This is a genomic window from Halarchaeum nitratireducens (assembly GCF_017874695.1).
GTDB lineage: Archaea > Halobacteriota > Halobacteria > Halobacteriales > Halobacteriaceae > Halarchaeum > Halarchaeum nitratireducens.
The window spans coordinates 319,705-338,896 of sequence record NZ_JAGIKY010000001.1; the positions used below are offsets into that span (position 1 = coordinate 319,705).

Sequence of the window (19,192 nt, forward strand, 5' to 3'; positions counted from 1 at the left end):
GCACGCGCACGCGACCCCGAGTCGGCGACGACGTGACGCGCGGATCGAAGCGGGAGCGTGGGGGTGAGAAACGAGGGGCACCCGATGCCCGTAGCGGACGCGTTACTGCTCGATCAGTTCGACGGTGTACCCCTCGGGGTCGGTGACGAAGGCCGCGCGCGTCTCGTCGTCGATGTCGAACGGCTCCCGTTCGAGCGTCGCGTCCCACCCACTGACGGCCGTCTCGACGGTCGCGTCGAGGTCGTCGACGCCGACAGAGAGGTGGTTGATGCCCGCGGGAACGACGGGGTCGTCGACCTCGCGGAACTGGATCTCGGCCGGTCCCTCGCCCCCGACGCAGTAGTTGTGCGTCCCCTCGACGGTGAACGCCCGAGTGAAGCGGAGACCGAGCGCGTCCTCGTAGAACCCGCTGGCCGTCTCGATATCGGTGACGTCGACGGCGACGTGGAGCACGTCCATACGACCGCTACGGCGACCGGCGCGAAGAAGTTTGTGATCCGTGTGAACACACTGCATTGAGTGTGCACGCGGCGGACCGCAGCGCTCAGCCACGTACCGCCGGGACCCGACCGAGACGCCGCGAACCCGCATCCAAACGTGATGCGTGAACTCTACCCGAAAACACGATTATCGTTCGTTCGAAACGTGGCGGCACCGATGACAGACGCGTCGATGACCGTGTTGGAGAAACGCGCGGCCGAACCGGGGATGAAGCTCGCAGAGCGGCCGATACCGACTCCGGGGGCGGACGAGGTTCGGATCGCCGTTCGGTCGGTCGGAATCGACGGCGGCGTCGAGGCCCCGCTCTACCGCTGGGACGAGTACTACCACCGTTACGAGTCCCACCTCCCGCAGGTGTTCGGCCACGAGTTCGCGGGCGTCGTCGACGCCGTCGGCGCAGACGTCGTCGATTGGACCGGCGGTGAGCGCGTCGCGGTCGAGCCGCGCGTCTCCTGCGGGCGCTGTCGGAACTGCCGCGAGGGGCGACAGAACCTCTGCACGGAGAAACCGGGGTTCTCGCCACACGGCCGGCGGGCGATCGGGATCGACGTCGACGCGCCGGGCGCGCTCGCCGAATACGTCGTCGTCCCCGCGCGGAACCTCTACGAGCTTCCCGGGAGCGTCACGTTCGACGAGGGCGTCTTCCTCGAACTGCTCGCGATCGGCGTCCACGCCGTCGAGGCGTCGTCGTTCGAGATGGGCGGTCGGGTGGCGATCGCGGGACCGGGATCCGCGGGGTTGAGCGCGCTGCTCGCGGCCCGTGCGGCGGGCGCGAGCGAGATCGTGATGATCGGGGCCGATATCGACGAGGGGACGCGGCTCCCGATCGCCGCCGAGATGGGCGCGACGGCGACGCGGAACGCGACGGAGGGAGCACTCGATCGACCCGTCGACGTGTTCATCGAGGCCTCGGGGCACGAGTCGGCGTTTCGGCTGGCGGAGTCGAGCACTCGACCCGGCGGCGAAATCGTGCAGGTCGGCGTCTTTCATGACGATCGCGTCCCTGTCGCGCTCACGGCGCTGCTCAACGACGAGGTGTCGATCCGGACGGTAAACGGACGCCGACAGTCCGACTGGCGACGCGCGCTCGCGCTGTCGGAGAGCGTCGACCTCTCGCCCGTCGTCGGCCCCGCCTTCGACATGGCCGACTACGAAGCGGGGTTCGCGGCCGAAGCCGAACGCGCGGGCGTCAAAGTCGTCCTCAATCCGTGAACGGCCGCGTCGGGTCCACGCCGAACGACCCGTAGAGATTCGCGTCCGAGTCGGGTACCGGTGGGTCGAGGTCGGTGCGCTCGACGACGTTCGGCACGAGCGTTCGATCGAGGGCGTCGACGTCGGGGGCGTTGACCTCGATCAGGTTCCCGGCCGGGTCGCGGACGTACAGTTGAGCGGTCCGGATCGTCGGCAGGTAGTAGACCGGCGGGTCGCCGTCCACCCAGTCACCGCCCTCGGTGACGTCGAGGTCGTCGAACGCGGCCGCGGAGTGCGCCTCGACCGCCGCGTACACCCCTTCGAGGTCGTCGACGTGGACGCCGAAGTGGTGAAAGGCCGGCGCGTCGGCGTCGGTCTCGACGAGGTGCAACTGGAGGCCGCCGCAGTCGAGCCACTGCACCGGGAGGTCCCAGTCCGGCGTCGGGACGGGTTCCATCCCGAAAACGCCGCCGTAGAAGTCGACCGCCTCGTCGAGGTCGTCGATAGCGATCGTGACGTGCGTGTACGTGGATCTGGTCACGGCAGTACTACCGCACAATTAATAATAAATATTCGTGCGTGTCGGGCGGCGCGCGACTCGTTCTTCGATAGCGGGGCGCGGGGGCGGTCCTCAGAACCCGTAGTCGCGCTGTTCGTGCTGGACGCTCATCCACTTCGTCTGCGTGAACTCGTGGATGACCTCGTCGGCGTTGAACCGACCGATCCCGGAGGCACCGACGCCGCCGAAGGGCATGTGCGGCTCCTCGTTGATCGGCTGGTCGTTGACGTGGATCATCCCCGTCTCGACGCGCTTGGCGATCTCGCGCCCGCGTCCGGTGTCGCCCGCGTAGACGCTGCCGGAGAGGCCGTAGTCGGTGTCGTTGGCGATCTCGACCGCCTCGTCGACGTCGCTCGCGCGGATGACGGGAGCGATGGGACCGAAGTGTTCGTTACACGCCGCCGGCATGTCGTTCGTCACGCCGGAGAGCACGGTCGGTTCGACGACGAGCGAGTCCGCGACGTCGTCGAGGTCGTGGACGCCGCCGCCGGCTTCGAGGGTCGCGCCCGCGTCGATCGTGTCCTCGACGAAGCCGAGGACGGAGTCGCGCTGGGACTCGTTGACGATCGGGCCGACGATCGTCTCCGGGTCGTGGGCGCTCCCGGTGGGGACGTGCTCGGCCATCCCCGCGAGCTTCTCGACGTACTCGTCGTAGACGTCGTCGACGACCACGTGGCGGTTGATCGAGATGCAGATCTGCCCGGAGTGGATGAACGAACCGAACGCCCCGGCCTCGACGGCGTCGTCGACGTCCGCGTCCCCGGCGACGATGTGCGCGTTGTTCCCGCCGAGCTCCATCGCGGGGAGCGCGAGGTTCCGTCCCGCCGTCGCCGCGACCTCGCGGCCGACCGCCGTGCTCCCCGTGAACGCGACGACGTCCGCGTCCGGGTGGCCCGCCATCCGGTCGCCGATGGCGGAGCCGCGCCCCGTGACGACGTTCAGGACGCCGTCGGGGAGACCCGCGGCCTCGAACAGCGCGGCGACGAGCAGGCCGCCCGTGACCGGCGTCTCGGAGGCGGGCTTGAGTACGACGGCGTTCCCCGTGGCGATCGCGGGCGCGACCGCGCGCGTCGTGAGCACCAGAGGGAAGTTCCACGGCGTGATGACGGAGACGACCCCCTCGGGCTTCCGCTCGACGATGTTCTCCTTCGCCGGGACGTTCGAGTCGGCGTGTTCGCCCTTCATTCGCGACGGGAACGTCGCGGCCTCGCCCAGCGACGCGACCGTGTTCTCCGTCTCGATGCTCGCCTTCGCGGTCGAGGACCCGCCTTCCGCCGTGAGGAGACCGACGGTGCCGTCGAACGACGATTCGAGGGCGTCCATCGCGTCGAGGACGACGCGCTGTCGGCGGCCGGGACTCGCCGCCTCCCACTCGGGTTGCGCCGCCGCGGCCGCCTCGTACGCGGCCTCGACGTCCGCTTCCGTCGACGCGGGGACGTCGAAGAGGTGTTCTCGCGTCGAGGGGTTCTCGACGGCGAGCGTCCCGCCATCCGACGCCGCCGTCCACTCCCCGTCGATGTACTGTCGTGACCACTCGCGCTCCGAGATCGCTGGGTCCATGCCGACGGCGATACGGTCAGCACGAGTATATAGGTTCGCGTCAACGAAGGGCACACGTTTCGGCCGCGGTTTCGCAGACGAGTAATGCGAAACTATATTCTGTTCTCTATATATTTCGAGAATATAAGACCCGCATCTCGATCCGCGTCCGAGTTCGCAGATCGCGACTAGATCACGCGGTAAGACGGAGTGTTCCGAGAGAAGGTCTCTCGGCGCGCAATGCATGCCGTAGTCGACTAAAAGCGCGATCGCCGCGGCCACCGAACCCGATTAAGTGCCGCTCGGTGAAGATCAAACGGGTATCACAACTTTCCTACTAGATGTAGAAATAGTTCACTCGCGTATCTGTTATCGGACCGAGTAGACGGTCGACAGCGGACGACGGTGGGTGGTCGCTCCCGCTGGCGGCGCGTCGGCCCGGACGAGTGTCGAACGGCAAGACGGGCGTCCGACGATGCCCGGGCGCTTAAGTCCTCGAACGTCGAAATCGGGGTGAATGGAGACGCGCGGACACCTCGGTGTCGTATTGACGGTGATCGCCAGCGTGGGGATCGTGCTCCTCGGGGCGGACCTGATCGCCCCGACGCTGACCGTCGGGGCGGCACTCGCCGGCTGTCTCGCGCTCGGGGCCTGTTGCGCGCCGCTCCCGAACGCGCTCGAATCACTCACGGGGACGCGGCGCCGCGGCTACCTCCACAGCATCCTCGCGCCCGTCGCGTTCGCACCGGTGTGCTACCTGCTCGTCCTCGGCGCGGGCACGCAGGTCCGAACGGTCGTCGACACGGCGATCGGGATGGCGACGTGGGGGACGATCGCGCTCGGCGTCGCCGGGACGGTCGGCGGGTCGTGGCTAGTCCACATCGCCGTCGACGGCGGGGCGCAAGGCGACGGTCGATTCGTCCTCCGGCCGTTCGCGCCCGTCTCGGACCGCTCGGTCGCGGCCGGCCTCTATCGGAGCGACTCCCCCGTGGTCAACGCGAGCGCGCTGCTCGTCGGATCGCTCACGACCGGACTCCTCGGCGTCGTCTTCTGCCTGCGCGCGCTGCTCGGCTGAGCCGACTCACGTCGCGTCGGAGTCGGGAGAGTAATGGCGTCCCCAGCGATACCTGCGGACGATGGGAACGTCATCGGACCTCCTCGCCGCGGTGAAAGTCGACCTCGTGCGACTGCTCGGGGCGTGGCTCGATCTCGTCTTCGATCGTCCGACGGACGAGTACGCGGCCCGCGGGTGGCGACCCGAGGGTACGGCGAAGCGGATCGCCTTCTGGTGTTGGAGCGCCGCGGGCGTCCTCCTGATCGCCGCAAGCTATCCGTTCGTCCTCCTCGGGTTCTGGATCCGCTACGTCGCACACCGACTCGACCGGATCGTCGCCGGACTGGGCGTCCTCGTGATCGTCGGCGTCGTCGCGCTCGTCTGGGGCGGCTTGAGCGCGCTCGCGTGGGACCGCCTACCGACCGCCGGGTTCCGCGCCGTCCTCGCCGCGAGCGTCGTCGCCACCGTCTCCGTCGGGCTCTGCTGGGCGTTCGCGCGCCACCGCTCACGAGCCCTGACGCTCGTCTTCGCCTACCCCTTCGGCGTCGCGGCCGTCTTCCTCCCGCCCGTGACGGCCGCGCTCTTCTCGCCGACGCTCGGGACCGTCGTCCTCCCCGGGAGCACGTCGCTGGCCGCGTGGCTTCTTGATAACGTCCTCGGCGTCGCGGGACTCGCGGCGACGATCAGGGCGCGCTTCGACCTCGCCGGCTTCGCGTTCGTCGGTATGTGGTTCGGGCTCGCCGTCCCGGTCGGATGGGCGCTCGGCCTGTTGGTGCGACTGGCCGACGTCGTCCGGCCACAGGAACAGTCACGGCCGCGGCGATAGGCCGCACGGCACGGCGCGCGGACCGCGCTCGCTACTCGCTCGCGTCGTCCGCCACCGCCTCCGCGTCCTCGATCAGCGGCGCATCGTCGCTGGCGTCGCCCGCCCCCGAGTCCGAATCGGCGGCGTCCAGCCCGTCGGCGTCGCGCGTCTCGCTCGCGGCGTCAGCGCGCGCATCGTCCGCGCCGTCGTTCGATGCGGATTCGCCCTCGCGTGCCGCCTGCACGTCGAGCGCGCGCCGTTGGAGGGCGTCGATCCGCGGCACGTCCGTGACGTTCGAGAAGATGACGACGGCTTCGAGCGTCGAGGACCGCGGGCGCGGGTCGTCGCCGGCGAGGATCTCGACGGTGTCGGCCTCGGCTTCGAGCCACTGGCGCGCGCTCTCGAAGCCGCGCCGCGAGAGTTCGCTCGGCGGCCCGGAGAGGACGACGAGCGCGCGCTCCGCGCTCGACACCTCACAGGGGATCGTGAGGCGCGTGTTCGCGGCGCGCTGGACGAGCGACTTCACCTTCGCGGCGTCCGTCGCCTCGTCGTCGTCGGTGCTCCGACTGAACCACGCCAACAGGCGACCGAGGAAGCCGCGCTCGTCCGGTTCGACGTCCGTCGCGGCGTAGCCGATCGAGGAGACGCCCCCGGGGTCGAGCGTGCGGATGAGGTCGCTCGAGTCCATCGCGTTCTCCGCGACGACCGGCGAGTCGAGTTCGCCGGCGGCGAACAGCGTGGCGACGCGCGTCGCCAGCGCGCGGATCTCCGGGTCGTCGTCGCGCTCGGGATCGCCCGGCCACGTCTCGCGGTCGAAGGCGAGCGTGCTGTCGGCGGTCGGCACGATCGAGCGGAGCGCGCGCGCGGCGTTCAGCGCCGCCGTCCCGCCGTCGTCGTCGGCCGGGAGCGCGCCGAGGACGTAGAGCGGTTCGTCGTACAGCCCCTGTAGCTCCTCGACGAGGACCGACCCGGCACCGCTCCCGGTCGCGCTCCCGAGGTCCGCGACGAGGAGCACGCCGTCCGACTCGTGGATGGCGATCGAGTCGAGCGCGCGTCGGAACTCGGGGAGATCGGCCCCCGCGACGTCGGCGGCGAGTTCGAGGTCGCCCTCGACGCCCTCGGCGGTGACGCGCTCGTGGGTGTCGCCGAGGAGGACGCGCTGGTCCTCGGGGACGGCGTCGAACCCGTCCGCGGGCGTTCGGGCGATGTCGCAGACGAGGGCGTTCCCGCGGGTGAAGGCCCGACCGGTGTCAGCCTCGACTTCGAGGATCCGATCGACCATCCGACTCCCGACCGCGCCGACGCCGACGAGTGCGAGCTTCATCGACTAGACGACGGGGTCGAGGTCGTTGTTGTCGTCCGTGATCAGGTCGTTGATCTGCTCCTCGCGTACGGCCTCCTGTTCGGCGATCTTCTCCTGGGCGTCGACTGCCTGGTTCTGGATCTGGTCGATCCGCGGCGCCTCGGTGACGTTCGAGAGGAGGACGGCGGCGGAGAGGCGCGGCGAGTTCTCGCGCGGGTCGTCGCCCACGAGCACCTCGACCGTATCGGCCTCCTGTTCGAGCCACTGGCGCGCGCTCTCGATGCCCTTCCGGGAGAACTCGCTCGGCGGCCCGGAGATGACGGCGAGCGCGCGGTCCGCGCTCGACACCTCGCCGGGGAGGGTCAGCCGGGAGTTGACGGCGCGCCGGACGAGCCCCTTGATCTTCGTCGCCTGGCTCCCGTCGTCGCGGTTGACGCGCTGGGAGTCGGAGCTCCAGCGATCGAGGAGGCCCTCGGAGGTGTCCTCGACCTGCGTCGCGGCGTAGCCGATCGAGGAGACGCCACCCGTGTCGAGCGTGCGGATGATGTCGCTCGAGTCCATCGCGTTCTCCGCGACGTCCGAGTCGTCCGTCTCGCCGGCCGCGAGGAGGGTGACGAGGCGCGCCGCGAGCTCGCGGTTCATCTGCTCGTATCCCTCTTCGATGGTCTGCTCGCGGGCCCGCCACGCGTCGTTGTCGAAGCCGATGAAGTTGTCCACCTTCGAGACGAACGACTGGAGCGAGCGCGCGGCGTTCAGCGCCGGGCGGCCGCCCTCGTACTCGCCGGGGAGGACGCCGAGTGCGTACACCGGCTCGTCGTACATCTCCTGGAGCGCGTCGATGACGACGGGACCGCCGCCGCTACCCGACCCGCCGCCGAGGCCCGCGACGACGAGGATCGCGTCAACCGTGTGGATCTCGACGTCGTCGAACGCCCGCCGGATCTCGTCGAGGTCCGCCTTCGCCACCTCGGCGCCGATTTCGACGTCACCGCCGACGCCGTGGCCCTTTGCCTTCTGGTTCGTGTCGCCGATCAGGACGCGGCGCTCCTCGGGGATGTAGTCTGGCTTCGCCAGGTCCGTGCGCGCCGTGTTGATCGCGTGCACGTGACGACAGAGGTTCCGGTCGGTGCGGGACTCGAACTCCAGCATTCGGTCCACGATCTTGCTGCCGGCGTTCCCGACGCCGATCGTAGCGAGCTTCATAGCTATCGTGTTACCCGGACTCGTCTCGGACGGATAAATCCGCCGTGTGTTTCGGTGACGCGACGACCCGCATCGCCGAGGCCGGTGAGGGCGCGCCGGTTCACCAGCGTCGCGGGACGCGCTCCCGACGCCGGTGTTTCCCCCGAGAGAGGGAGAAGACGGCGGCGGCGACGCCAGCAGGGCGGAGCTCGCGGCGACGACGATCGCCCCGGCGAGCGCGTTGCCCCCGCTGATCGTCCGTGCGCCGGTGGCGATACGAGCGGCGAACCGAGGAGTTCGCGGGGGAACGCGGTCGCGCGGATACAGGGCCCGAGACAGCCGACGACGAGCAACAGCAGGGAGTACGACCCGCTGCGCATTAGCGCGGGCCCCCGTCGCCCGGGTCCCCGTTCGGGGAACGCCCCAGCACCGAGGCGTCGTGACGGACCGGCGACCGGTCGCGTCACGACGCTCCCGATCGGTGAGGAGGCCGGCGGCGGGACGGGGGATGGCGGAGTGGCAGAGTAACCGCGCGAGGGGAAGCGGTGCGGCGGGGGTCGTGGTACGGCGACGCGAAGGGGTAGACGTGGCCGCGTGACGACGTTTGAAGGCGACAGGCCGAGAAGTGCGCGTATGGCCATCGAGATGCCGCGACTTGGGCTCGGAACGTACACCGACGACGATCAGGAGGGGCGCTACGACGCCGTGAAGACGGCACTCGACGTCGGCTATCGCCACGTCGACACCGCGCAGGTCTACGAGAACGAGGAGTACGTCGGCGCCGCCATCGCGGACTCGCCCGTCGAACGCGACGACGTCTTCCTCGCCACCAAGACCGTCCACAACACCGTCCCGGAATCGACCGACCTCGTTCGGGACGCCATCGAGGGCTGTCTGGATCGCCTCGGCGTCGACAGCGTCGAACTCTGTTACGTCCACTGGCCGGTCGGCGTCTACGACGCGGAGTCGGTCCTCACGACGTACCAGGAGGCCTACGACGACGGGTTGATCGACAACATCGGCGTCTCGAACTTCACGCCCGAACACTTGGCGGAGGCCCGCGAGATCCTCGACGCCCCCATCGCCGCCCACCAGTTCGAGATGCACCCGCTGCTCCCGCAGGAAGAGCTCCGGGCGGACGCCCGCGAACACGACTACTGGGCGGTCGCGTACTCCCCGCTCGCACAGGGGAGGGTCGCGGACCTCGATCCCGTCGTCGACGCCGCCGACGCGCACGACGTCAGTCCGTACCAGGTGGCGCTCGCGTGGCTCCTCTCGAAAGAGAACGTCGCGGCCGTCCCGCGCGCGACCGGCCGCGAGCACATCGCCGACAACCTCGCCGCCCGAGCCCTCGATCTGAGCGACGACGAGCTCGACGCCATCGACGCCGTCGAGGACCGCGAACGCTGTATCGATCCCGAGTGGGCGCCCTGGAACTGACCACGCGCCCGACGAGACGAGCGTGACGCGGGCGAGCGCGGCGTCGTCCGCCCGGACCGGCGTCCGCGCCCCGCTCCCGATGCGAAGCTTTATCGGCCGCGTCGGCGGAACGCGGATGTGCGGTTCCGACAGCGTACGGCGGCCCTCGTCGCCCGGCTCCGATCCGGATTCGACGCGCGGTTCGGCGTCGACCGGCGCGGACTCGCCGCCTTCCGTCTCGCGCTCGGCGCGCTCCTCTGTCTCGACCTGCTCCTGCGCGCGCGGAGCCTCCGCGCGTTCTACACGGACGCCGGCGTCCTCCCCCGCGGGACGCTCCACGCCCTCTACCCGACGCTGTCGCGGCTCTCGATCCACGCCCTCTCCGGGGCGCTGTGGGTCGAGGTCGCGCTGTTCGCGCTCGCGGCCGCGTTCGCGCTCGCGGTGCTCCTCGGCTACCACACGCGCCTCGCCCTCCTCTGCTCGTTCGTCCTCCTCGTCTCCCTCCACGCGCGCAACCCGCTCGTGCTGAACGGCGGTGACTCGCTCCTCCGCCGGCTGACGTTCTGGGGGCTCCTTCTCCCGCTCGGTTCACGCTGGTCGCTCGACGCGCTGGCGCGCGTCCGTGCGGGGGTCCGCGACGCCCGCCCGACCCGCGTCGCCACGGCGGCGTCGGCGGCGCTTCTCCTCCAAGTCGTCCTCGTCTACGCCGTCACGGCGCTGTTCAAACACCACGGAACGCTCTGGGGACGCGGGCTCGCCGTCCGCTACGTCTTCGACCTCCGCGAGTTCACCGTCTTCCTCGGACCCGCGCTCGCCGGGCACGCGCTCCCGCTCACGGTTGCGAACGACGCGTGGCTCGCGCTCCTGACGTGCGCGCCGCTCCTCGTCCTCGCGACCGGGCGGATCCGCGCCGCGCTCGTCGGCGCGTTCGCCCTCGCGCACGTCGGCCTGCTCTGTACGATCGGCGTCGGGATCTTCCCGCTCGTCGATCTCGTCGCGCTCCTCCCCTTCGTCCCGTCGTTCGTGTGGGACGGCGTGGAGCGGCGTCTCGATCGCTCACGGCTCCCGGCGGTCACCGGCGCGCTCGCCGATCGCCTCCCGACGCCGCGCGCCGTCGCGCCGGCCCTCCCCGCGGGGGCGAGGCGCGCCGCACGTCGCGGGCTCGCCGTCGTCGTCTGCGTCCTCCTCGTCGCCATGTGCGCGTGGAACGCCGCGTCGCTCGGCTACGCCGACCTCGGAACCGAGGGGCGCGTCGACCCCGGCCAGTACGGCTGGAACATGTTCGCGCCCGACCCCGTCACGACCGAGGTGTGGTACGTCGCGCCCGCCGAGACGACGGGCGGCGAGCGCGTCGACGCGATCACGGGCGAAGCGGTATCGTGGGCACCCCCGCCGTCGTTCGAGCGCCAGTATCCGACGGCGCGCTGGCGCAAGCTCCTTCGGAACGCCCACAAGCGCGATCTCGCGGGCGTCCAGCGGGCGTACGCCGGCTACCTCTGCACGCGCTGGAACGCCGCGCACGCCGACGACCTCGAACGGATAGCCGTCGCGGTCGCGGTGCAAGACGCGAGGCTCGACGGGCCGGAGCCCGTGACGCACGAGGTTCGATGGCGGGGGACGTGTGCGGCCGCGGGCGCTTCAGCGGCGGGCGTCGCGTAGGCCAGCCGAAAGCGAGACGCGCACTGCAGGCGGCTCGCCCGTAACGTCCCGCCAGCCCGGCGTGGCGGCCCGTCAGCGCCGAACGCCCGCTACCGCGACTGGCCGTAGTCGAGCGCGGCGTCGTCGGCGGCGTCGAGGAGGATGTCGGCGCAGCGGTTCCAGTACTCGGGGGTGTGGCCGGCGTTGTGGGGTGTGACGAGGCAGTTTTCGAGCGTCCACAGCGGGTGGTCGGCGGGGAGCGGTTCGGGGTCGGTGACGTCGAGGGCGGCGCTCCGGATGTCGTTGCCGCGCAGCGCGCTCACGAGCGCGTCCGTGTCGATCACGGGGCCGCGCGCGACGTTGACGACCATCGCGTCCGTGGGGAGCGTGAGGAAGGCCTCCTCGTCCACAAGCCCCTCGGTGGTGTCGGTGAGCGGACAGGCGAGCACGAGGTAGTCGCTGCGCGCGAAGGCGTCGAGCAGCGCCGTCTCCTCGAAACCGATGACGTCGTCGGCGTTCCCGCCCTTCGCGGGCGTGTAGCGCACGCCGATCGTCTCGACGTCGAAGGCCCCGAAGCGGTCGATGATCGTCTCGCCGATCGGTCCCATCCCGACGACCGTCGCGGTCGAGCCCGCGAGTTCGCCGCCCTGATAGTGGTTCCACTCGCTGCGCTCGTGTTGGGCCCACCCCCGACGGAGGTTCCGGACGTCCGCGAGGACGTACCCCAGCACCTGCTCGGCGATGTTCGGCCCGTGCACGCCCGAGGCGTTCGCGACCGTCACGCCCGCCTCCTCCAGCGCGTCGAGGGGGAGGTGGTCGGTACCGGCGAACGTGCAGACGAAGAGGTCGAGGCTGTCGGACGCCGCGACGACGTCCGGGTCGATCCGGAAGCCGGTCGCCACCGTCGCCTCCATCAGGAGCTCGCGCTCCTCGCTCGGCGTGCGCGCGAGCGCGACGTCCGCCTCGGGGAGGCGCTCGCGGATCGCCTCGGCGTAATCCGCCGGATTGAGCCCGTGGATCTTCTGCCGCAGGACGACCACGTCCGTCATCGCCCCGCCCCCGTCGCCGTCGGTCGTCGTGCGCTTCGCCGTCGCGCCGCCGTGTCGGCCGTCGCTACCATCGGTACCGGCGGTGTTCTGTCGCGCGCCCCATAAAGGACGCCGATGCGCGACGACGGGTCAGGCGTCGAGGACGTGGACGTTCCCCATCATGCCCGCCGGGAGGTGAGGGATGCAGTAGTAGTGGTACCAGCCGGGCCGCTCGAAGCGGTGCTCGTAGCGCTCGCCGGGCGGGACGACGCCGCCGCCGTTGACCTCGTCGATGAACGACCGGGTGGCGGCGACCTCGCCGTCGAACGACCCCGAGGAGAAGAAGCTGGCACCGGCCGGGAGGCGCGGGTCGTGCGAGTGCGCGGCGTCGCCGCCGACGCCGAGGAGCTCCTCAACGCGCTCGTGGTCGTACGTCGCGGCCGTGACCGTGTGGTTGCGTGCGCCCGTGTTCTCCCAGACGACGGTGTCGCCGGCGACGACTTCGACCGTCGGGACGTCGCTGGGAACCCAGTCCGGTGCGTCGTCGGGGACGGTCGCCGTCGAGTGCGGGACGTACGCGTCGGAGGTCATCGCCACGTCGTAGTCGCCCTCGGTGCCGCCGAGACAGCCGGCCGTCGTCGCGCCGAGGGCGACTGCCGCGCCGCTTGCGAGGAACGCGCGCCGATCCATACCCGATGGTTGGGGCGACGGCGGACTAATACTCCCCGGTCCGCCGTCTTCAGCGGGACGGGATGGAGCGAGGCGGGACGAGTCGGGGCGGGCGACGGCGGCGCGACGACGAACCTGACAGGCATATATAGGCGCGTGTCCCTACGTCCGACCATGGAAACGTCGACGTCCGGACGCTCGCTCGCCGCGCTCCCGCGGCGCGTCGGGGGCTTCTTCGTCCGCCACGTCCGCGGGTTCGCCGCGCTCACGCTCGTCGTCACGTCCCTCCTCGTGCTCCTCGGCGAATACACCGCCGCGGCCGGTGCCGGCGCGACCTGCAACAACACCTACCCCGGGTGCGCCGGGCAGTTCTCGCCCGTCGGCCTCTCGATCCCGCAGTTCATCGAGTGGTTCCACCGCCTCGTCGCCATGGGGGTCGGCTACGTCATCGTCGGGAACGCCGTCCTACTCTGGTGGGCGTACCGCGGTACGCGCGCCTCCCGCAGCGCGTGGCTCGCCACGCTCCTCCTCCCCGTGCAGGTGGCCTTCGGCGCGCTCACCGTCACCGTCGCCGGCCTCGTGCCCGGCGGCTACGCGCCCCCGACCCAGCTCGTCCACCTGACGACCGCTCTCGCGATCTTCGTCGCGCTCGTCGCCACGCTCGTCTGGATCGACGCCGAACGCGGGCGCGGCGCGAGCGCCACGCGGTTCCGCTACGCCGCGTTCGGTGGTCTCGCCCTCCCGATCCTCCAGGCGGTCTTCGCCCGCGATCTGTTCGTCACCTTCTGGCCGAGCGTCCAGACCGCCTACCACCTCTTCGGCATCCTCGGACTCGCCGTCCTGATCGCGCTCGTCCTCTGGGCTCTCGACGCCGGCGAAGCGAGCATCGCCGCCTACGGCGCGGTCGGCGCGGTGGCGACGCTCGCGAACACGTACCTCGTCGCCGGCCTCTTCCTCGTCACCGCGCGCGTCGAGGCGGTGACGTACGTCCTGCTCGTCGTCCAGTTCTGCTGTTTCGCGCTACTCGCACGCGCCGCGAGAAACGCGAGCGCGTCCGCCGACCGCGGCCGCGCGACGCACCACCGCGCCTAGCGGCCCGGTCAGAAGGGGAATCGGTCCTAAACTAGAGCGACTCGTCGGCCGCGACCGGCTCCGCGAACGCCACCGTCTCCTTCACGTCCGTGATCTCGACGTTGAGCTGATCGCCGGGCTCCGTCCCCGGGACGATGACGATGAAGCCGCGTTCGACCTTGGCGATGCCGTCGCCCTGATCGCCGAGGGTGTCGATCGTCACCGTCCGTATGTCCCCCTCGCTGACCGGGGGCTGTTGGGTCCGTCGACCGCTCGAATCGCCGTCGGTCCGCGAGCGCGAGGAGCGCGAAGAGCGTGAGGAAGACGAGTCGGACGTCGCGTCCCGCGATTCCTCGTCGGTCCCGTCTGCGTTCGCCGCCGTCTCGCCGGCCGCCGCGAGGAGCGCGACGCGGTACGGCTCGTCGGTCGAGAGCGAGCCGTCCTCGACGAGCGATTTCGGGATCGACACCGCGTATCCGTCGTCCCCGTCGGCCTCGATTTCCGCCTCGAACAACAGTCGAATCGAATCAGATATCTCTGCCATTGTCTCGTCTACGGCGTCGGAGGATAAAATCCCCGGGATCGACGGGTGCCGATCGAGCCCCCGAGGCGATCCCGGGCGGGCCGCCACGACTATCGGCCACGGTATTCAAACATCCGGGCTCGCAAGTGTCGGCATGAACGAATCGCCGGGGTCGTCCTCCCGCGGGCTGGCGTGGGTGCCGATCTCCCTGCTCGGCCTCCTGCTCCTGTCCGTGCCCCTCTACGACATGTGGGAGGACACCACGGCGCTCTCCTGGGCCGTCACGACGACGGCGATCGAGAACGCCCCGCTAATCTGCCTCTCGCTCGGGCTCGTCTACGGCGGCGTCCGGCTCGGGCGAGCGGGGTGGGAGCCGGAGTACGTCTGGATGGGCACGAAGTGGAACGTCGGCGTCGCGGCCGGCATCGCGCTCCTCTACGGGCTCGTCATCGGCCTCCAGCTGTGGGCGATGGGCAGCCTCAAGCCGTGGATCCTCGCGCTCGACGGCGTCCTCTTCGGCTCCATCGCCGCGTTCGGTGCCGGCGTCTACAGCGCCCGACGGCGCCGGACCGAGGTCGATCTCGAACGGAGCCGCGAGGAGTACCGGACGCTCACGAACGACGTGCTCGACACCTCGGAGGTCGCCACGTTCGTGCTCGACGCCGACTGTCGCGTCGTCTGGATCAACGAGGCGACCGCGGAGTACTTCGGCCTCGATCGTACCGCCATCGTCGGGCGCGACAAGCGCGAGCTCATCGACGAGCGGATCGCAGATCGCATCGAGCGCCCCGAGCGCTTCCGCGATCGCCTCTTCGAGGCGTACGAACGCAACGACGAGACCGTCGAGTTCGAGTGCCACATGACCCCCGGTCCCGACCGCGAGGAGCGGTGGCTGAAACACTGGAGTAAACCGATCGAGAGCGGACGCTACGAGGGGGGACGCATCGAGCACTACACGGACATCACGGCGACGAAACGCCGCGAGCAAGAGCTCGACGCCCGAGAGCGGACGCTGCGCGAGATGTACGAGGTCATCTCCGATCCCGAACGTGACTTCGACGCGAAGGTCGAGGCCCTCGTGGACATCGGACGCGACCTCTTCGACGCCGAGTACGGCTCGTTCGCGCGGATCGACACGGACTCCGGCGAGTATCGGATCGAGGCCGTCCGGTGCGAGGACGCCGACATCGGGGCCGGGGACGTCGTCCCGCTGGCCCAGACGCACTGCCAGCGTCTCGTCGAGGCGGGCCGGACCGTGCAGTTCGAGGCCCGGCCGTTCGACGTCCCCGAGCGGGACTACGGGACTGACGCGGGGTTCGAAACGTACGTCGGGACGCCGGTCTACGTCGGCGAGACGCTCTACGGGTCGCTGTGTTTCCTCGACCGCGAGGAGGCCGAACCGTTCGACGACTGGCAGCTGACGATGGTCGAGCTGATGGGCAACTGGATCGGCTACGAGCTCGATCGGAAGACCCTCTTGGAGGAGCGACGCCGGCGCCTCCGGGAGGAGGAGTCGAAGTTCGAGGAGGTCGTCGAGGACGTCGACAACTACGCCATCTTCGCTCTCGACGCCGAGGGACAGGTCGTCTCGTGGAACGAGGGGGCCGCCCAGATCAAGGGGTACGCCGAGGACGAGATCCTCGGCGAACACATCTCGATCTTCTACCCGGAGGAGGACGTCGCGGACGGCCTTCCCGGGGAGCTCCTCGCCGAGGCGCGCGAGACGGGCCGCGCGCATCACGAGGGATGGCGCGTCCGCGAGGACGGCACGCGCTTCTGGGCGGACGTGACGATCGCCGCGCGGCGCGACGCCGACGGCGACCTCCAGGGGTACACGAAGATCGTCGAGGACATGACCGACCGGCGCGAGCGCGAGCGCGCCCTCGAACACGAGCGCGAGCGCCTGGAGTTCATGAACCGGATCATCCGACACAACATCCTGAACGGACTGAACCTCGTCGACGCCCGCGCCGGTCTGCTCGCCGACGAGTACGTCACGGACGACGCGGCGATCGACCACCTCCGAACGATCCGCGAGCGCGTCGACGACCTCGGGGCGGTCATCGACACGATGCGGACGTTCATGGACGCGGTCGTCAATCAGAGCGATCACGAGACCCACCCGGTGTCGCTTCGGGACGCCCTCGACGAGAAGCTCGCACTCGCGCGCGACACGCATCCGGACGCGGTGTTCACGGCCCACGACCTCCCGGACCCCGAGACGACCGTCGTCGGCGACGACCTCGTCGGCGAGGTGTTCGAGAACGTCCTCTCGAACGCCGTCGTCCACAACGACGCCGAGACGCCCGAGGTCGACGTGTGGACGACACGAACGACGTGTTCGGCGCAGGTCGACGCCGAGACGGGCGAGGTCCTCCCGGACTTCGACGCCGGCCGCGCGGACGTGGACGTGACGGAGACCGAGCGCCCCGCGATCGCCGTCCACATCGCCGACAACGGCCCCGGCATCCCCGACGACGAGAAGGAGAGCGTCGTCCGGAAGGGCGTCTCGGAGCTCAACGATCCCGGGAACGGGTTCGGACTCTACCTCGTGAAGGAGATGATGCACGCCTACGGCGGCTCGGTCGGCGTCCGCGACAACGACGCGCGCGACGACGCGCGCGGCGCCGTCTTCGATCTCGTCTTCCCGCTCGCCGAGGAGGCGGTCGCGGACGCACGCTCCACCGAGTGAGGACGAATCGGGGCACTCGGCACGCGCCGCGCGGGGTGTGAGCGCGGTCGCGGCGAAATCACTACGGTGTCGGCCGATCGATCGACGAGCGATGAGCGACGATCCCAGCGGCCGCGACGCGGACGTCGAGCGAACGCAACTCGCGGCGGAGCGGACGCGCCTCGCCCGCGAGCGAACCACGCTCGCGCACATCCGGACGGGGTTCGCCTCCTTTCTCTTCGGCACCGCGGTCCTCGGCCTCTTCGACCGACCCACGGCGGTCCCGCTCGGCGGCGCGTTCGTCCTCGTCGGCGTCGCGTTCCTCGCGACCGGGTGGGTGTCGTACGCGCGGAGCAACCGACGGACGCGCGCCCTCCTCGACGACCTCGAACGGCCGTTCCGTCGCCGCCGCAGGCGGTGAGGCGGCATACGGCTTCGGCCGTTCACTCAGCCCGCGGCGAGTCGCTAGCGCTCACCGCCGCGCGGCTCACGGCTTCGGCCGCTCACTCCGTCCGCGACGGGTCGCTAGCGCTCACCGCCGCGCGTACTTCCCCAGCGCGCTCCCGGATCGCCGCGAGGTCGCCCGCGTCGCGCTTGTCGTCGAGGTGCGAGTAGACGAGCCCCATCCGGTGGTTCGATCGGAGGTCGTCCTCGTTCTCGGCGAGGAAGTCCCAGTAGAGCGCGTTGAACGGACAGGCGTCCGCGCCGGTCGTCGCGTCCGGGTCGTAGGCACACCCCGCGCAGTAATCCCCCATCCGGTCCAGGTAGTTCGCCGACGCCGCGTACGGCTTCGTGGCGAAGAGGTCGCCCGCGTACTGGCCCATCTCGACCGTGTTCGGCGTCGACACCCAGTGATAGCCGTCGACGAAGGCGACGTGGAACCACCGATTGAGCGCGTGCGGATCGACGCCGTAGAGCAACGCGAAGTTCGAGAGCACCATCAGCCGCTGGATGTGGTGTGCGTACCCGCGACGGCGGACGCCCGCGACGGCCTCGGCCACGCACGCCATGTCGGTGTCGCCGTCCCAATAGACTGGTGGGAGATCGCGCGTCGCGTCGAGGCGGTTCGCGTCGGCGAGGTCGGGCATCCCGACCCGGTAGGCGTGGCGGACGAACTCGCGCCACCCCAGGACTTGGCGGACGAACCCCTCGACGCTCTCGATCGGGACGTCGCCGCGGGCCTCGTAGGCCTCGACGGCGGCGTCGACGACCTCGCGCGGGCCGAGGAGTCCGAGGTTCAGCGGCGCGGAGAGGAGCGCGTGATCGAGCGTCGGTTCGCCCGCGACCATCGCGTCCTCGTACGGGCCGAAGTCGGGGAGTCGACGGGCAACGAAGTCGTCGAGCGCCGCGAGCGCGCCCTCGCGCGTCACCGGCCAACCGAACGGCGCCGGGTCCGCCCACGACTCGGCGTTCGCGTCCGCGTAGTCGTCCTGCACCGCCCGCGTCGTCGCGTCCGGGTCGAACGTCGGGACGTCGGGCGGTTCGTAGTCCTCGGGCGGCGTCTCGCGGTTCGACTCGTCGTAGTTCCACTCCCCGCCGACTGGGTCGTCGCCGTCCATCAGCACGCCGGTCTCGCGGCGCATGTGCCTGTAGAAATCCTCGTGGCGGAGTGTTCCGCCCTCGTGCCAGTCGTCGAAGTCGGCGGGCGAACAGCAGAACGTCTCGTTCTCGACGACGGTCAGCGTCCCGCCGCGGGCCGTCACGAGATCGCGGAGGCGGTCGGCCGCGCCGTGACTCGACGGGCGCATCACGACGAGGGCATCGCCGGGACGGGCGTCGAAGTGCGCGTCGAGGCCGCCGCCGAACGTCTCGGTCTCGTGATACGCCACGTCGCGGCCGTCGTCGCGGAGCGCGTCGCGGAAGTGGCGCATCGCGCTGGCGACGAGCGTCCGTTTGTGCGGGTGGTAGGCGTGGCGGGTGGCGAACGCGCGCGCTTCGATCATGAGGACGCGTTCGTCGGGACGGGCGACGAGCGGGCCGGCGCGGCGAGTGAGTTGATCGCCGAGAACGAGGACGGTCACGAGTGCGTCGTCGCGGGG

The 19,192-nt window shown here is 70.4% G+C and carries 17 protein-coding genes; 8 read left to right on the forward strand and 9 right to left on the reverse strand.

Going from position 1 to position 19,192, the window contains the following annotated elements:
* Nucleotides 1–102: 102 nt before the first annotated feature.
* Nucleotides 103–459 carry a VOC family protein gene (locus tag J2754_RS01455; protein WP_188877029.1) on the reverse strand — a complete coding sequence of 119 codons (357 nt, stop codon included), beginning with the start codon at nt 457–459 and terminating at the stop codon, nt 103–105.
* Between the two features lie 198 nt (nt 460–657).
* Between J2754_RS01455 and J2754_RS01460 the strand changes: the two genes are divergently transcribed.
* Nucleotides 658–1,713, forward strand: coding sequence for a zinc-dependent alcohol dehydrogenase (locus tag J2754_RS01460; protein WP_211086480.1), 1,056 nt, complete (start codon nt 658–660; stop codon nt 1,711–1,713).
* On the opposite strand, the gene J2754_RS01465 is transcribed toward J2754_RS01460, so the two are convergent.
* Nucleotides 1,703–2,233, reverse strand: a complete 531-nt coding sequence (locus J2754_RS01465) for a VOC family protein (protein WP_211086481.1) — start codon at nt 2,231–2,233, stop codon at nt 1,703–1,705. The genes J2754_RS01460 and J2754_RS01465 overlap by 11 nt on opposite strands.
* Nucleotides 2,234–2,323: 90 nt before the next feature.
* Nucleotides 2,324–3,811, reverse strand: coding sequence for an aldehyde dehydrogenase family protein (locus tag J2754_RS01470; RefSeq protein WP_188877026.1), 1,488 nt, complete (start codon nt 3,809–3,811; stop codon nt 2,324–2,326).
* 496 nt (nt 3,812–4,307) lie between these two features.
* On the opposite strand from J2754_RS01470, the gene J2754_RS01475 reads away from it, so the two are divergent.
* Entirely contained in the window at nt 4,308–4,865 is a 558-nt protein-coding gene (locus tag J2754_RS01475) for a hypothetical protein (protein WP_211086482.1), read from the forward strand.
* Nucleotides 4,866–4,926: 61 nt separating this feature from the next.
* The gene (locus J2754_RS01480; protein ID WP_211086483.1) at nt 4,927–5,670 is read left to right on the forward strand and encodes a hypothetical protein; all 744 of its coding nucleotides are present in this window, start codon (nt 4,927–4,929) and stop codon (nt 5,668–5,670) included.
* 31 nt (nt 5,671–5,701) lie between these two features.
* Here the strand turns inward: J2754_RS01480 and J2754_RS01485 are convergent, their stop codons facing one another.
* Both J2754_RS01485 and J2754_RS01490 read right to left on the reverse strand, forming a co-directional pair.
* Nucleotides 5,702–6,973 (reverse strand): tubulin/FtsZ family protein, encoded by a 1,272-nt coding sequence (locus J2754_RS01485; RefSeq protein WP_211086484.1) that lies wholly within the window; start codon nt 6,971–6,973, stop codon nt 5,702–5,704.
* Between the two features lie 3 nt (nt 6,974–6,976).
* Nucleotides 6,977–8,155 carry a tubulin/FtsZ family protein gene (locus J2754_RS01490; RefSeq protein ID WP_188877022.1) on the reverse strand — a complete coding sequence of 393 codons (1,179 nt, stop codon included), beginning with the start codon at nt 8,153–8,155 and terminating at the stop codon, nt 6,977–6,979.
* A gap of 612 nt (nt 8,156–8,767) precedes the next feature.
* Here J2754_RS01490 and J2754_RS01495 point away from each other — a divergent pair.
* Together J2754_RS01495 and J2754_RS01500 are read left to right on the forward strand one after the other, a co-directional pair.
* Complete coding sequence (locus tag J2754_RS01495; protein WP_188877021.1) at nt 8,768–9,574, forward strand: aldo/keto reductase; 807 nt, start codon at nt 8,768–8,770, stop codon at nt 9,572–9,574.
* A 117-nt stretch (nt 9,575–9,691) separates the two neighbouring features.
* Nucleotides 9,692–11,212: an HTTM domain-containing protein gene (locus J2754_RS01500; RefSeq protein WP_211086485.1), complete on the forward strand. Its 1,521-nt coding sequence runs from the start codon at nt 9,692–9,694 to the stop codon at nt 11,210–11,212.
* 89 nt (nt 11,213–11,301) lie between these two features.
* Here J2754_RS01500 and J2754_RS01505 read toward each other — a convergent pair whose 3' ends face one another.
* Complete coding sequence (locus J2754_RS01505; RefSeq protein WP_211086486.1) at nt 11,302–12,240, reverse strand: D-2-hydroxyacid dehydrogenase; 939 nt, start codon at nt 12,238–12,240, stop codon at nt 11,302–11,304.
* 129 nt (nt 12,241–12,369) lie between these two features.
* Nucleotides 12,370–12,909 carry a plastocyanin/azurin family copper-binding protein gene (locus tag J2754_RS01510; RefSeq protein ID WP_188877018.1) on the reverse strand — a complete coding sequence of 180 codons (540 nt, stop codon included), beginning with the start codon at nt 12,907–12,909 and terminating at the stop codon, nt 12,370–12,372.
* A gap of 153 nt (nt 12,910–13,062) precedes the next feature.
* On the opposite strand from J2754_RS01510, the gene J2754_RS01515 reads away from it, so the two are divergent.
* Entirely contained in the window at nt 13,063–13,980 is a 918-nt protein-coding gene (locus tag J2754_RS01515) for a COX15/CtaA family protein (RefSeq protein WP_211086487.1), read from the forward strand.
* Between the two features lie 31 nt (nt 13,981–14,011).
* Here J2754_RS01515 and J2754_RS01520 read toward each other — a convergent pair whose 3' ends face one another.
* Entirely contained in the window at nt 14,012–14,503 is a 492-nt protein-coding gene (locus J2754_RS01520; protein ID WP_211086488.1) for a TRAM domain-containing protein, read from the reverse strand.
* A gap of 133 nt (nt 14,504–14,636) precedes the next feature.
* On the opposite strand from J2754_RS01520, the gene J2754_RS01525 reads away from it, so the two are divergent.
* Together J2754_RS01525 and J2754_RS01530 are read left to right on the forward strand one after the other, a co-directional pair.
* Nucleotides 14,637–17,174, forward strand: coding sequence for a PAS domain S-box protein (locus J2754_RS01525; protein WP_211086489.1), 2,538 nt, complete (start codon nt 14,637–14,639; stop codon nt 17,172–17,174).
* 91 nt (nt 17,175–17,265) lie between these two features.
* A complete protein-coding gene (locus J2754_RS01530; RefSeq protein ID WP_211086490.1) occupies nt 17,266–17,574 on the forward strand; it encodes a DUF202 domain-containing protein in 309 nt (102 codons plus the stop codon).
* A gap of 82 nt (nt 17,575–17,656) precedes the next feature.
* Here the strand turns inward: J2754_RS01530 and J2754_RS01535 are convergent, their stop codons facing one another.
* Nucleotides 17,657–19,174: a cryptochrome/photolyase family protein gene (locus J2754_RS01535; protein ID WP_188877013.1), complete on the reverse strand. Its 1,518-nt coding sequence runs from the start codon at nt 19,172–19,174 to the stop codon at nt 17,657–17,659.
* Between the last annotated feature and the right edge of the window lie 18 nt (nt 19,175–19,192).